This window comes from Pseudomonas sp. NFACC25 (assembly GCF_900100935.1).
Classification (GTDB): domain Bacteria; phylum Pseudomonadota; class Gammaproteobacteria; order Pseudomonadales; family Pseudomonadaceae; genus Aquipseudomonas; species Aquipseudomonas marginalis.
This window is the reverse complement of sequence record NZ_FMUC01000020.1, coordinates 84,623-98,846: the sequence shown is the minus strand read 5'-3', so window position 1 is coordinate 98,846 and position 14,224 is coordinate 84,623. Positions and strand designations below refer to the sequence as shown.

General features: G+C 62.1%; 14 protein-coding genes. 9 read left to right on the top strand and 5 right to left on the bottom strand.

All coding sequences use genetic code 11. The annotated features are described in order from the left end of the window. Nucleotides 1-401: 401 nt before the first annotated feature. On the bottom strand, nt 402-920 hold the full coding sequence (locus BLQ09_RS28875) for an SgcJ/EcaC family oxidoreductase (protein WP_027605675.1): 519 nt from the start codon (nt 918-920) through the stop codon (nt 402-404). A 163-nt stretch (nt 921-1,083) separates the two neighbouring features. Here BLQ09_RS28875 and BLQ09_RS28870 point away from each other — a divergent pair, with 163 nt between their 5' ends. The 4 genes from BLQ09_RS28870 to BLQ09_RS28855 are packed head-to-tail and all read left to right on the top strand — an operon-like array spanning nt 1,084 to nt 5,744. Beyond that, nucleotides 1,084-2,262: a sensor histidine kinase gene (locus BLQ09_RS28870; RefSeq protein WP_027605674.1), complete on the top strand. Its 1,179-nt coding sequence runs from the start codon at nt 1,084-1,086 to the stop codon at nt 2,260-2,262. Then, nucleotides 2,259-2,912 (top strand): response regulator, encoded by a 654-nt coding sequence (locus BLQ09_RS28865; RefSeq protein WP_027605673.1) that lies wholly within the window; start codon nt 2,259-2,261, stop codon nt 2,910-2,912. The genes BLQ09_RS28870 and BLQ09_RS28865 overlap by 4 nt, the downstream gene beginning before the upstream one ends. Nucleotides 2,913-2,922: 10 nt before the next feature. Further along, on the top strand, nt 2,923-5,238 hold the full coding sequence (locus BLQ09_RS28860) for an ATP-binding protein (protein ID WP_092359466.1): 2,316 nt from the start codon (nt 2,923-2,925) through the stop codon (nt 5,236-5,238). Next, a complete protein-coding gene (locus BLQ09_RS28855) occupies nt 5,235-5,744 on the top strand; it encodes a response regulator (protein ID WP_027605671.1) in 510 nt (169 codons plus the stop codon). Before BLQ09_RS28860 ends, BLQ09_RS28855 begins: the two co-directional genes overlap by 4 nt. An 18-nt stretch (nt 5,745-5,762) precedes the next feature. Here BLQ09_RS28855 and BLQ09_RS28850 read toward each other — a convergent pair whose 3' ends face one another. Beyond that, complete coding sequence (locus BLQ09_RS28850) at nt 5,763-6,326, bottom strand: carboxymuconolactone decarboxylase family protein (RefSeq protein WP_027605670.1); 564 nt, start codon at nt 6,324-6,326, stop codon at nt 5,763-5,765. 11 nt (nt 6,327-6,337) lie between these two features. Further along, nucleotides 6,338-7,666 (bottom strand): aspartate aminotransferase family protein, encoded by a 1,329-nt coding sequence (locus tag BLQ09_RS28845; protein ID WP_027605669.1) that lies wholly within the window; start codon nt 7,664-7,666, stop codon nt 6,338-6,340. Nucleotides 7,667-8,025: 359 nt separating this feature from the next. On the opposite strand from BLQ09_RS28845, the gene glnH reads away from it, so the two are divergent. The 5 genes from glnH to BLQ09_RS28820 are packed head-to-tail and all read left to right on the top strand — an operon-like array spanning nt 8,026 to nt 12,192. Then, complete coding sequence (glnH, locus tag BLQ09_RS28840) at nt 8,026-8,769, top strand: glutamine ABC transporter substrate-binding protein GlnH (protein ID WP_027605668.1); 744 nt, start codon at nt 8,026-8,028, stop codon at nt 8,767-8,769. 30 nt (nt 8,770-8,799) lie between these two features. Continuing rightward, nucleotides 8,800-9,456, top strand: coding sequence for a glutamine ABC transporter permease GlnP (gene glnP, locus BLQ09_RS28835; RefSeq protein WP_027605667.1), 657 nt, complete (start codon nt 8,800-8,802; stop codon nt 9,454-9,456). Continuing rightward, on the top strand, nt 9,453-10,175 hold the full coding sequence (gene glnQ / locus BLQ09_RS28830; RefSeq protein ID WP_027605666.1) for a glutamine ABC transporter ATP-binding protein GlnQ: 723 nt from the start codon (nt 9,453-9,455) through the stop codon (nt 10,173-10,175). The genes glnP and glnQ overlap by 4 nt, the downstream gene beginning before the upstream one ends. 9 nt (nt 10,176-10,184) lie before the next feature. Beyond that, nucleotides 10,185-11,246: an acyl-CoA--6-aminopenicillanic acid acyl-transferase gene (locus tag BLQ09_RS28825; protein ID WP_043293534.1), complete on the top strand. Its 1,062-nt coding sequence runs from the start codon at nt 10,185-10,187 to the stop codon at nt 11,244-11,246. Nucleotides 11,247-11,286: 40 nt separating this feature from the next. Continuing rightward, the gene (locus tag BLQ09_RS28820; RefSeq protein ID WP_027605664.1) at nt 11,287-12,192 is read left to right on the top strand and encodes a MurR/RpiR family transcriptional regulator; all 906 of its coding nucleotides are present in this window, start codon (nt 11,287-11,289) and stop codon (nt 12,190-12,192) included. A gap of 113 nt (nt 12,193-12,305) precedes the next feature. On the opposite strand, the gene BLQ09_RS28815 is transcribed toward BLQ09_RS28820, so the two are convergent. Both BLQ09_RS28815 and BLQ09_RS28810 read right to left on the bottom strand, forming a co-directional pair. Beyond that, nucleotides 12,306-13,274 carry an ABC transporter substrate-binding protein gene (locus tag BLQ09_RS28815; RefSeq protein ID WP_092359465.1) on the bottom strand — a complete coding sequence of 323 codons (969 nt, stop codon included), beginning with the start codon at nt 13,272-13,274 and terminating at the stop codon, nt 12,306-12,308. A 79-nt stretch (nt 13,275-13,353) separates the two neighbouring features. Beyond that, complete coding sequence (locus tag BLQ09_RS28810) at nt 13,354-14,166, bottom strand: phytanoyl-CoA dioxygenase family protein (protein WP_027605662.1); 813 nt, start codon at nt 14,164-14,166, stop codon at nt 13,354-13,356. Nucleotides 14,167-14,224: the final 58 nt, after the last annotated feature.

Below are 14,224 nucleotides of genomic sequence, written 5' to 3'. Positions count from 1 at the left end.
AGAGCAAAAGCAGAGCAAAAGCAGACCGAGTTCTAGCTGATATGTGGAGATCCAAATGTGGGAGGGGCGGTGCGACGATTCGACTTGCCCCCGATAGCGCCGGGTCAGTTAAAAAATAAGTGACTGACACTCCCTCATCGGGGGCAAGCCCCCTCCCACATTTACCCAGTACACCAGACCCAACTCCGGTCGGCTCTAAGGCCGCCACGGAAGCAAGCCACAGACCGCTGAAAGTTGTGTAGATACCTATGGCCATCGGGGGGACAAGCGCCCTCGCACATTCAGGTCGCGGACCATCAGTTAGACAGGCGCCGGTTCCCGAGCCGTCACAGGAACAATCTCCCAGCCCCAACAAAAAAATGCCCACCCCCGGTAAGGGATGGGCATTTTCCCTCCAACCATTACTGCTTGGCGTGCTTGGCCTGGACTTCAGGCATCGCCGAAGAATGATGGTTAAGAATTTTCCACTGGCCACCCACCTGCTCATAGACGAAGGTGTAGCGCGCCTGCACCTGACGCACCTTGCCATCCGACTCGGTCAGGGTGAAGGTGTAGACGCCACTGTCCATGGCCACGTTGCTGCCCAGTTGGCGGATCTCGCGGTAGTTGATCTGGCCCACCGGCTTGAGCGCCAGGAAGTGGTCGAAGTAGTCGGTGATCTGCTCCGGCGTCGTGCGCACCTGGTTGGACACGGTCGGCTGCAACACAGCGCCCGGCGCGTAGAGGTCGACCACGGATTTCACGTTGCCGGTCTGCAGGGCGCTGTTCCAGCGGTCGAATAAACCGGCAATCTCGCGGTCTTTGACATTGGCCGGCGCCTGGGCGACTTCACGGTAGACATACGGGGCCGTCTCGGCGGCATGAACAAACGGTACGCTCAGGGCAAACATCAGGGCGATCGGGGCAATCTTGAATTTCATGGCGATACTCCAGTGGTCGTCGTTGCGGCCACTTTGCCAACCTGCCCACCGGCCGCCATCGGCCAACCGGAGGTATTTACCTATGCCATTTGGCAGATAGCGCCAAGGGGTCCGACCCTGTCTAATAGATCCCCCTCGCGCCCGCAGCAATGGAGCATCAACCATGCATGACACGCCCCATGATCCCGGCAGCGCCCTGGCCATGCGCGCGCACTTTCGCCAATCGCAAAGTCGTACGGCGCGCCTGCGGCTGTTGGTGGATACCGGCCAGGAGTTGCGCCAACTGCCCCCCGACGCCATGCGCGAACGCGTGCTCGCGCGGGCCTGCGCGTTTCTGGCCATGGACCACGGGCTGCTGCAGGAGTGGGACGCCGAGGGCATCGCCTATACCAGCGCCCGCCATGGCAACCCGTCGCGCTTGGGCAGCCTGGCCGCCCTCGCCGACCGCAGCCTGCGCACGGCGTGTTGGCAGGAGCGGCCATCCGAGGACGTGCCCAGCGTCTTGCAAGTGCCGTTGCGCGCCGGTGACGGCGATGCCTTTGGTGTACTGGTGCTGGGCAATAGCGTCAGCCTGCGGGCGCCGGAGCACGAAGACAGCGAATCCCTGCAACTGCTCGCCACATTGCTGGCCGCCCACCTGGAAAACGACCGGCTGCTGAGCACCCTCAAGCTGCGCGACAAAACCCTGTCCGACCTGGTCAACCGCTTGCTCCGCGCCCAGGAAGACGAACGCAAGCGCGTCGCCTACGACCTCCACGATGGCCTGGCGCAAACCCTGGCGGGCCTGCACCAGCGGCTGCAAGGCTTTGCCGGGCGCTGCCCGCCGCTGCCGGAGGCATTGGCCGCCGACCTCGAGGCGATTCTTACCCTGGCCCAACACTCGGTTGGCGAGGGCCGGCAACTGATTGCGGGCCTGCGTCCCACGGTGCTGGATGATTTCGGCTTGTTCAAAGCCCTCGATAAGGAGGCCGACCGCCTGCGTGACGCCGGCATCAACGTGGTGTGGCAGGCGTACTGTGAGGCGCGCTTACCCAGCCAGGTGGAAATCGCCTTGTTCCGGATCGGCCAGGAAGCCATCAACAATGTGCTCAAGCATGCGCGCGCCAGCCAGGTGCAACTGGCCCTGGCGCTGCACGACGGCCAGGCGTCCCTGCGGCTGGACGACAATGGCCGAGGCTTCAAGGCAGAGCCATCAACGGATGACGCCCAGCATCTGGGCCTCGCCACCATGCAGGAGCGCGCCAGCCTGTTGGGCGGCAGCTTCACCTGCGTCAGCACCGTCGACGGCGGTACCCGGCTGCACGCGCGCGTGCCTGCGCACTTGATTGGAGTCCCCCAATGACCCACGTCCTGCGCCTGGTGCTGGCGGACGACCATGAAGTCACGCGCACCGGCTTTGTCTCCCTGCTGGCCGGCCATCCGCAGTTCGAGGTGGTCGGCCAGGCCAGCGATGGCCTGCAAGCGGTGGAGCTGTGTGAGCAACTGCTGCCGGATATTGTCATCCTCGACATTCGCATGCCCGGGCTCAATGGCCTGGGCGCCGCACGCTTGCTGCAACAACGCCTGCCGGCGGTGAAGGTGGTGATGTTCACCATGGACGACAGCCCCGAGTACCTGGAGGCGGCCATGAATGCCGGTGCGGTGGGCTACTTGCTCAAAGACGCCAGCCGCGCCGAGGTGATCCAGGCGCTGCAACACGTGGCCGCCGGTGGCGAAGCGCTCAACACGGCGGTCAGCGCCCGGCTGTTGCGGCGCATGACCGAACGCCAGGCCAGCGGTGCCGCCCCCGGCGAACCGCTCACCCCACGGGAACGCCAGGTCCTCGGCCTGGTCGCCAACGGCATGAGCAACCGCGCCATCGGCGAACACCTGGGCATTACCACCGGCACGGCCAAGGCCCATGTCGAGCGGGTGATCGGCAAGCTCGGCGCGGCTGACCGTACCCAGGCCGCCGTGCGGGGCATCGCCTTGGGCCTGGTGACACCCACATGAGGCGGCCCAAATGAGAAAGCGTTGGGCCGACCTGCCGCTGCGCGGCAAGGCGCTGGTGGTGATTTCACTGCCACTGGTGGTGCTATTGCTGTCCCTGGTGCTGATCTACACCACGGAACGCCAGACCGCCCGTGCCGAAGAGGATGTGCGCCGGGTTTTACGCGTGCAAGGCGATATCCAGGCCGTGCATACCTTGCTCGCGGAAGCCGCCGCCAGTGTGCGCGGTTACCTGCTCACCCGCCGCGAAGACTTCCTGCCCAGCTACCTGAACGCCAAGCCCCAGATCGAGTCGGCCCTGCACCGACTGGACCGCAACGTGCGCGATCCACGGGTGCGCGAGCAGCTCAGCGCGATCAAGCCGCTGATCGACGGCAAGGTCGACGGGCTGGAGGAAATGCTCAAGGACAGCGACGCCACACCGGAGTCCATCAGTGCCATCCTGATCAGCAACAAGCACATCCTCGACGCCCTGCGCCAACACATCAGCACCATGCTCACCCTTGAGGCGTCGTTGCTGGCCGAGCGCAGCGCCGCTGCGTCCGAGACCCGCCAGCGCTTGTTGCTGTCGACCTGGTTGGCGGCGATCTGCGGGTTGTTCGGGGCGATTGTCGCGGTGCTGTTTCTGTCCAAGGGCATTGTCGCCCGGGTGCAGAATGTGCAGCGCAATGCCCAGCGCCTGGCCCTGGGCTCGCCGCTGCTGCCACAGCCGCCGGAAAAAGACGAAATCGGCCAGTTGGGCACCAGCCTGGTGGAGGCCGGACTGTTGCTGGCCGAGCGCGAGCGCGCCTTGCGCGACAACGAAGAACGCTTGCGGCTGATCATCGATGGGGTCAAGGACTACGGGATCTTCGCCCTCGACACGGCGGGCCATGTCACCAGCTGGAACAACGGCGCCGAGCGGATCAAGGGCTATACCGAACAGGAGATCATCGGCCAGCATTTCTCGCTGTTCTACCTGCCCCAGGAATGCCCGCAGCACCCGGACATGGCGTTGCGCGAGGCCACCCGCAACGGTGATTACACCGAAGAAGGCTGGCGCTGCCGCAAGGACGGCACGCGGTTCTGGGCCAGCGTGGTGATCACGGCGCAGTACGACGGCACCGGCGCCCTGCGCGGTTTTTCCAAGATCACCCGCGACATCACCGACCGCCGCGCGGCGGAGATCGCCCTGCGCACCGCCCGCGAGGAAGCCGAACGCGCCAGCCGCGCCAAAAGCCAATTCCTGTCGCGCATGAGCCACGAACTGCGGACCCCGCTCAACTCGATCCTGGGCTTTGCGCAACTGCTGGACATGGACGCGCCCAAGGCGCAAAAGGCCGATGTCGGTCACATTCTGCGCGCCGGCCAGCACCTGCTCACGCTGATCAACGAGGTGTTGGACATCGCCAAGATCGAGGCCGGAAGCCTGGCGTTGAATATCGTGCCGATCCCGCTGGCGGGCACCTTGCAAGAGGCGCTGACGCTGGTGTCGCCCATGGCCGCCGACGCAGGCGTGCAGTTGCGGCCGCTGCCGGCACTGGCGGCGGATACGGGCATCGTTGCCGACCGCCAGCGCCTGACCCAGGTGCTGCTGAACCTGCTGTCCAATGCGATCAAATACAACCGGCGCGATGGTCAGGTGAGCCTTGAGGTCGATATCCGTGGACAACGAGTCAGCGTGGCTGTGTGCGATACCGGCAACGGCATCGCAGCCGATCATATGGGGCAACTGTTCAAGCCTTTCGAACGCCTGGGGGCCGACCCGAATGTGGAAGGCAGCGGCCTGGGCCTGGCACTGAGTAAAAGCCTGCTGGAGAACATGGACGGCCGACTCAAGGTGCAGAGCCAGCCTGGCGTCGGTTCGCGCTTCACCCTGGAACTGCCCTTCGTGCGCGTGGCCCACGCCCAGAGTATTGCCACGCCCGGCATAGACACCGAATTGAAGCGCCCAGCTCCCGTCGTCAACACCTTCGAGGGCAAGGTGTTGTGCATCGAGGACAACCTCTCCAGCCTGGCGCTGATCGAAACCCTGCTGCAACGCCGGCCCGGCATACGGCTGCTGTCGAGCATGCAAGGCCAACTGGGCCTGGACCTCGCCGCGCAGCACGCACCCCAGTTGATTCTGCTGGATGTGTCGCTGCCGGACATCAATGGCTTGAAGGTGCTGCAACGCCTGCGTCAGTCACCGATCACCCGCGACACACCGGTGCTGATGATCACCGCCGACGCCAGCGACCTTACCCGCCAGGCCTTGCAGGAGGCCGGCGCCACCGCGTTATTGAACAAACCGATCAACGTGCCGGCGTTTCTCGCCCACCTCGACCAAGCCTTTCCGGAGCCCGCGTGAACCTCGACCTGCGTATCCTGATCATCGACGACCAACGCCCGAACCTCGACCTGGTGGAGCAACTGCTGGCGCGCGAAGGGCTGACCAACGTGCTGAGCAGCACCCAGCCACTGCGCACCCTGGAGTTGTTCAACAGCTTCGAGCCGGACCTGGTGATCCTCGACCTGCACATGCCGGAATTCGACGGCTTTGCCGTGCTGGAGCAACTCAACCGGCGCATCCCCCAGGGTGAATACCTGCCGATCCTGGTGCTCACTGCCGACGCCACCCGCGACACACGCCTGCGCGCCCTGGCCCTGGGCGCCCGGGACTTCATCAGCAAACCCCTGGATGCGCTGGAAACCATGCTGCGGGTGTGGAACCTGCTGGAAACCCGGGTGCTGTACAAGACCTTGCGCACGCTGGTGCCGGCGGACCGTATTGAGTTGTTGCAGCGGCGCGGTGCTACCGCCACGCCCGGCAACGTCGAGACGCCGCCGGCATCAACCGCGATACGGCGCTGCTAGCGCCCGCGGGCTCGATGTTCAAGGTTCGGCAAAGGGAAGCGGTGTGTCGGTATCACGGCGAACGGTAAACACATTCAGGGTCATCGCCACCAGGGCGTAATAACCGAAGACCCCGACCAATTCGACCACGGCGGGCTCCCCGAACGCCTGGATCGCCTGCGCATACAGCGCGTCGTCGATTCGACGCGTCTCGTACAACGTCTTGCCTAACCGATAGACCAGTTGCTCGTCCTCACGCGTAAAGACCGGAACCGCCCGCTCACGCAACGCCTCGATCACCGCATCAGCCACCCCCGCCGAACGTGCGATGGGCTCATGAATCTGCCACTCCGCCTGGGACTGCCACCAGGCGGCAGTGAACAGGATCGCAAGTTCGGTCAGGCGCAGTTCGAGCCGAGTGCCATACCGACAGAACGCCCCCAAGCGCTGCGCGTGATTGGCCAGTTCCGGGCTTTGAATCCACGCCAGGAATGGGCCGTCCAGGTTCCCGCGTGGTCCCGCGAGAATGTCCTTGAGCACTGCGCGCTGAGCGTCGTCCATGCTCGTTTCAGTCAATTCGCTGAGCCGCGATTGAATCGTCATGCGCAATTTCCTCAGAGGCTTTTCAATGTGCTGTTCACCGCACCCAGGAGTTTGTCGGCGATCTCATCCAAGTGGCTGTCCTCAAGAATAAACGGCGGCGCCAGCAGGATATGATCGCCCCGCAGCCCGTCCACCGTGCCACCCATCGGGTAGCACATCAGGCCTGCCGCCATGGCGGACTGCTTGAGTCTGGCGTGCAGCTTCAGCGCGGGGTCGAACGGGGTTTTGGTGGCTCGGTCGGCAACCAACTCAATGCCCTGGAATAACCCGCGCCCGCGAATCTCACCCACATGCGGATGCTCACCCAACTGCGCCAGCAAACGCTCACGCAGACCTGCGCCCAAGTGGTTGACCCGGTCCAGCAAGCCGCGGGACTCGATGGCTTTCTGCACCGCCAGTGCGGCCGCGCAGGCGGTGGCGTGGCCGATATAGGTGTGACCATGCTGGAAAAACCCTGAGCCCGTCGCAATGGCATCACGGATTCTCTGACTCACCAACGTTGCACCTATCGGCTGGTAGCCCGCGCCCAGGCCTTTGGCGATGGTGATCAGGTCAGCCGTGATGCCCTCCTGCTCGGCGGCAAACAGGGTTCCGGTACGGCCCATGCCGCACATGACCTCATCAAGGATCAGCAACACCCCATAGCGGTCGCACACCTCGCGAATGCGCTTGAAGTAGCCCGGCACTGCGACCACGACACCCAGCGTCGCCCCTACGACGGGCTCGGCCACAAACGCCATGACGTTTTCTGCCCCCAGCCGCAGGATCTCCGCCTCCAGTTCGGCCGCCAGGCGCACGCCCATGGCCTCCGGGGTTTCGCCGGGTTGCTGCTCACGGTAGGCATAGCAGGGACTGACATGGCTGACGTCGATCAGCAACGGTTCAAACTGCTTGCGCCGCCACTCATTCCCACCCGTGGCCAATGCCCCGAGGGTATTGCCGTGGTAGCTCTGGCGACGGGCGATCAAGTGCTTGCGCTGAGGCTGGCCCACCTCGATGAAATACTGGCGGGCCAATTTCAATGCCGCTTCTATCGCTTCGGACCCGCCCGAGACGAAGTACACCGATGCGATGCCTTCGGGTGCCCGGGCAACCAGGAAATCCGCCAGTTCTTCCATGACCTGGGTGGTGAAGAACGAAGTGTGTGCGTAGGCCAACTGCCCCACCTGTTGACGCACGGCCTCGATCACCTGGGGGTCGCTATGGCCCAGGCATGACACCGCCGCCCCACCGCTGGCATCCAGGTAGCGACGGTTGTCGCTGTCGATCAGATAAGGCCCTTCGCCGCGGACGGCCATTGTGTAGCTATGTGTAAGGCTGCGATGAAAGACGTGGCTCATGGTGCCGCTCCCGATATTTTTGCAAATAATAGATGCATAGATTTTAAATGCAATTAATTTTTGCAAGCCGCTCGTCATCAGGAAACCCGACTTAAACGTTACAAAACCCAGCATTTACTGGACAAAACAAACCTATCGAACTGAATTGCGACAAGCAAAATATAGTTGCACGCAAATTAAATGCATGTATATTTTGCGAAAGAGCAAATGTTTCGTGCGCCTCCTTTCTCGGGTGGCTAGCCGGGCCAACAATAAAAAATGGAGTGGGTCGTGATGTATCACTCAAAAATTCAACTGCCGCTATCCCCACCGTCCCAGGCTTGCCTTGGGGCTTGTATCCCCCTGAAGAGAAAACACGCATGAAGAACTTTCTGAAGGCCTCACTGGCGGTAATGGCACTGCTCACCACCTCAAGTTCGTTCGCTGCCGGCAAGGAATTGCTGGTGGCCACCGATACGGCATTCGTGCCTTTCGAGTTCAAGCAAGGCAATGAATACGTGGGGTTCGATATCGACCTGTGGGCGGCGATCGCGAAAGAAATGGGCGTGACCTACCAGCTCAAACCCATGGATTTCAATGGCATCATCCCTGCCCTGCAAACCCGCAATGTCGACGTGGCGTTGGCCGGTATCACCATTAAGGAAGAGCGCAAGCAAGCCATCGATTTTTCCGACGGCTACTACGACAGCGGCTTTCTCCTGATGGTCAAGAGCGACAACGACACGATCAAAGGAGAGGCGGACATCGCCGGCAAGACCCTGGCGGTGAAAAGCGGTACGTCGGCGGCGGACTATGCCAAGGCCAACCTGAAGGCCAGCGACCTGCGTCAGTTCCCCAATATCGACAATGCCTACCTTGAATTGCGCACTGGCCGTGTCGATGCCGCCATGCACGATACGCCGAACGTCCTGTACTACATCAAGACCGCCGGCGAAGGCCAGGTAAAAGCGGTCGGCCAGCAGATGCTCGCCCAGCAGTACGGCATCGGTTTCCCAAAAGGCAGCGAACTGCGTGAACCGGTCAACGCCGCGCTGAAAAAGATCCGTGAAAACGGTACCTATGCGCAGATCTACCGCAAATGGTTCGGCACTGACCCGAAATAACTCCCGCCCTTCATCAATAGAGAATTCAGCATGCATTTCCAATGGAGCGCCATTTGGGATGCGCTGCCGGTACTGCTCGAAGGCGCCAAGCTGACCCTGTGGATTTCGATCCTGGGTCTGATCGGTGGTGCCGTGATCGGCGTGGTCGCGGGCTTTGCCCGCGCCTATGGCGGTTTTTTCAGCAGCCGCGCAGCGCTTGTGTTCATTGAACTGATCCGTGGCACCCCGATCATGGTGCAGGTGATGTTTATCTACTTTGCCTTGCCCATGATGGTGCCGGTGCGCATCGACCCTTTCACCGCAGCCGTGGTGACCATCATGCTCAACTCCGGGGCCTACATCGCCGAGATCACCCGTGGTGCGGTGCTGTCGATCCACCGTGGTTTTCGCGAAGCGGGGTTGGCGCTGGGTTTGTCCAGGCGCGACACGCTGCGCTACGTCATCGCACCGCTGGCGTTTCGACGCATGATCCCGGCGCTGGGCAACCAGTGGATTGTCAGCATCAAGGATACGTCGCTGTTCATTGTCATCGGCGTCGCCGAACTGACGCGCCAGGGCCAGGAAGTCATCGCCGGTAATTTCCGCGCCATGGAGATCTGGTCTGCAGTCGCCGTCATTTATCTGATCATTACCCTGGTGCTGAGCTATGTCCTGCGGCGCATGGAATCGAGGCTGAAAATCCTATGATTGAGTTCAAAGGTGTTTCCAAGCACTTCGGCAGCACCCAAGTGTTGCACGACATCAACCTCAAGATCGCCAGCGGCGAAGTGGTGGTGATCATTGGTCCTTCGGGCTCGGGAAAGTCGACGCTGCTGCGCTGCATCAACAAACTGGAGGAAGTCACCGACGGCCAACTGATGGTCGATGGCCTGGAGGTCAATAACCCGAAGGTCGACGAACGCCTGATTCGCCAGGAAGCGGGCATGGTGTTCCAGCAGTTCCATCTGTTCCCACAGATGACCGCGCTGCAGAACGTCGCTTTCGGCCCGGTGCGCGTGCGCGGCGCCAGCCGCCAGGAGGCGGAGAAACTCGCCGCCGAACTCCTGGCCAAAGTCGGCCTGGCCGACCGTGCCGATCACTACCCTTCCGAGCTGTCGGGCGGACAGCAGCAACGCGTGGCGATCGCCCGGGCGCTGGCGGTAAAGCCGAAGTTGATGCTGTTCGACGAGCCGACTTCCGCCCTCGACCCGGAGTTGCGCCACGAGGTGCTGACCGTCATGAAGTCACTGGCGGATGAGGGCATGACGATGGTCATCGTCACCCACGAAGTGGACTTCGCCCGCAAGGTCGCCACGCGCCTGATCTTCATCGACAAGGGCCGCATCGCCGAGGACGGTGCCCCCGCTGAACTGATCGCCAACCCACCCAGTGCCCGCCTGCGGGAATTCCTGCAACACGTATCCTGAGGAGATGCCATGACACTGCCCTCTATTCATCTTGATGGAAGCGCTTACGCGATTGGTCGCGGGCTGGGTGTCTTCGGTCGGGACGCCGTGCATGGGCACTTACGCCCTCTTGCACTCTGGCAATACCTGGCCTTGCAGGCTCAAACCCCCGCGGCGTTGCAGATGCGTCAACAGGTGAGGACCGAGTTCCCCCGTTACTGGCAGGAAATCGAGGGACTGGCCGACGGATTGCAACTGCCACTTGACGAAGTGTTCATGTGGAATTGCCGAGGTGACTACGTACATGAACAGAGCGTGGATGGCTGCACGACAGTGTTCGGCCCAACCCGCACCGGTACGCTGATCGCCCATAACGAAGACGGCCTGCCGCAGCTCAAGGGGCATTGCGCGCTCTTGCATGCCACGCCCGAATCGGGCCTTGCGTTCAGCAGCTTTATCTATCCAGGGTCCTTGCCCGGGCACACGCTGGCGATCAATGAACGCGGCCTGGTGGCGACCGTCAACAACATTCGTCCGGCGCGCATTCCCGCCGGCATTCCTCGACAGATCCTGGCGCGCGCGACCCTCGACGCCGGCAGTCTCGACGAAGCCATTGCCGTGGTGACCCGCAAGGATCGCGCCGGGGCGTTTCACCACACCTTCGGCCAGGTAGGGAGCGCCCGAGTCGTCAGTGTCGAGGCCAGCGCCGAGGGCAGCAATGTCAGCGAAATCCAATGGCCGGCGGGGCATTCAAACCACCTGGTATCGCTGTCGTTGAGCCAGGTGAAACAGCGCATCACCGCCAGCTCAGGCGCCCGACAGCGGTGTATCGACCAGCGCCTGCAACACCTTCCTGGCGACCTGGACGCCGACGTCGCGCTGGGTATCCTGCGCGACACTTCGGGGCAGGACCTGCCTGTCTACCGCTGCGCAGCGGATGATTCGGACAACGAAAATACCCTGGCAACCGGTGTTTTTCTGATCAGCGCCAACACTGTAGAGTGGCGCGTCTATACGCAACCGAACCCTGACCAGCCTGATGCTGAAGGTGTGGTCCACCGCTCATTGATTGACGCTTGTTCGGGTCGTTGAGGGTGGAGCGCAGGCGCTCACTGAATAATGGATACCGTTAATGAATAAAGTCCCGGCAGCACTTCCCGACACGTTGGACGGCCTCAAGCAACTGCTCGCGGCCATCGAGCGGCGTGAGGTCGATATTGCCTTGGGCAGCAGCTCCAGGCGCGTGCTGATGGCGCTGATCGAATCCCCCCAACGCACCGCAGTGTGTTCGATCAGCGAGCTGGCGCAGCAACTGGATGTCAACGCCTCGACCCTGTCCCGGCTGGCGCAACGGCTGGGCTATGGCGGTTTCAGCAAATTGCAGGATGTGTTTCGCCGAGAGATCACCGAAGGCAAGCATTTCTATAGTGATCAGGCCTCACGGCTGGTCATCAATCATGAAGACAAGGACATCCTCAATCAGCTGACGCGCCTGGGCCGCCAGGAAAACGCCAACATCGCCAGCATGATCGAGCAGGTCGATCCCGATGTGTTTGTACAGACGGTGGAACTGCTGGCCAGTGCCCGCCGGGTTCGGATCCATGGCATGCGCCAGTTCAATTCACTGGCGCTGTTCATGTCCTACGGCCTGGGTATGTTGCGTCCGGATGTGGCGGCCCTGGATTCCAGTCGCCAAGGTGTTGCGGATGCCCTCGCACAACTGGACAAGGGTGACGTACTGGTGGTGTCCAGCTGTTTTCCCTACACACCCAGCGTCCTGGCCACGGCCGAGGTCGCCGCTCGCCATGGGATCAAGGTCATCGCACTGACCGACTCTGCCAGCTCGCCACTGGCGAAGGTGGCCTTGCACAGCTTCTATGTCCCCAATCACAGCTTGTTCTTCAGCAACAGCATGTGTGCCTTTATGTTGCTGGCGCAGGGTTTGTTAAGCGCGGTTGCCAGCAAGCTCGGTGAGCTGTCGATATCGGCGCTGAAGTACCGAGAGACGCTGATCGACGAACTTAACGCATCGCTGTAAGCGCCCTCATGAGCCTTCGGGTACTGTTTATCCTCGCCGGGGCGTTAATCGCCGCGGACGTGCTGATTAATCTCTTTTACTCGTGAAGCAAGGCATCCTTGCCCTGGAACGACCTACAACGTCGTTTCGATCTTCTTCGCCGCCGCTTCACTCACCCAGCCATGCCAGATCTCCGGGTGCTGCTTGAAGAACAGCTTGGCCAGCTTGGGAGAGTCGATGTGCTCCTTGGTCATCCGCGCCAGGTTCTGGTTGAGCAGGTCAATCGGCAGGTTGACCTTTTCCAGCACCGCCACCAGCTCCGGTGCCTGTTCATGGAACGCTTTGGACAAGCCGACCTGAATGCTGATCTTCTTGTCCACGCCCGGTTTTTCCTCCAGCTTGACCAGGTCGACCTGCCCCATCAGTGGCGTCGGCGTCCAGTAGTAGAACAGGATCGGCTCACCGCGCTTGTAGCTCGACAACACCGCCGCATCCAACGCCGGGCCGGTGCCCGGGCGAAAGTTGGTGTAGCTGGCTTCAAGGCCATAGCTCTTGAGCATCTCGCTGTTTTCCAGCTCGCACGTCCAGCCCGCCGGGCAGTTGTAGAAGCGGCCCTTGCCGGGTTCTTCCGGGTCCTTGAACAGCTGGGCGTACTGCGCCAGATCGGCAATCTTCTTCAGCTCGGGGGCCTTGGCTTTCAGCCCGCGCCTGGCATCCCCTTCCACCAGGTAACGCGGCACGTACCAGCCTTCGGTGGCGCCTACGATGGGAGCGCCGACGCCCACCACCTTGCCGCTGGCCGCCGCCTTGTTCCACACCTCACTGCGCCCGATCCACTCCTCGGCCAGCACCTGGATGTCGTTGCTGCCCAGCGCGCTCTCCATGGTGATGGAGTTACCCGGCAAGGTGTCGACCGCGCAGCCATAGCCATCCTTGAGCAGGGTTTGCAGCACATCAGTCAGCAGCATCGCGCTTTCCCAGTTCAGGCCGGCGAACTTCACCGGTTTGCCGGATTCGCACCATCCGGCAGCCTGGGTCGTGGCGCTGCCCGCTAACAGCCCGCAAGAAAGCAGCCATGCCATCACGTTTTTATTCAGCTTCATCATCGATGCACCTATGCAGTGAAAGGGTCAGATCAGGGAGGGGCAGATGTCAGCGAAATTACGCTCTAAAAGTTGTGCGTCAGCCAGCTGTATGGATCGTTGGAAACCAGTCTTCGCGCAGGCGCTGGCCGGTTTGCATGGCGTGGCCTGGGTAAGGTGGGGACGTACGCCCCGGGCGTTCGAGATAGCGCACATCATCCCCGACCCAGCGCAACGAAAGTACCCGTCGACGCTGCGCGGAGCCATTGCCCCGGGCGCCGTGCACCGTGCGAAAGTCGAACAGCACCGCGTCACCCGGTTGCATTTCCCATTCCAACACCGGCATACCCTCCTCCGCGTCCGGGTCCGGTGCGTCGCGGTAGTCATCCGCGCCTTGGTAGAAGTCGCTCTGGTCGGCCCAGCGCACCGGCCGGATGCCTTTATCCCAGCGATGGGAACCGGGCAGCAGCCGCAGGGTTGACTCGCGTACCGGGTCCACGGGAATCCAAAAACTCACGGACTGGCTGCCGTCGACGAAGTAGTACGGGATGTCCTGGTGCCAAGGCGTGGCTTTTTGCGTACCGGGCTCCTTGACCAGCACATGGTCATGAAAAAACTGTGCTGTGCGTGACTGCATCACCTGCGCGGCAATCGCGGCGGCCGGCGACTGCTCGATGATCGCGCGAAATTCGGGGATGCGTTGCCAGTTGCAATAGTCGTCGAAAAAACCGCCGGACTGCCCGCCCTGCTCGATGTAGCGGCTTGCGTACACGCCAGGCTCCGCGAGGTTGCGCTCGATGCCCGCAGCGATCTGCGCGGTCCAATCGCTGAAGATGCCTCGCAGGCACACCGCGCCATCGCGCTGGAAGGCGTCGATGTCTTCTTGGCCAACGGTGTATGAGCTGTGGGTCATGGCCGGGTACTCCCTTAACAAGATGAAAGTTGTGCAGGGCCAATATTCCATGACAACC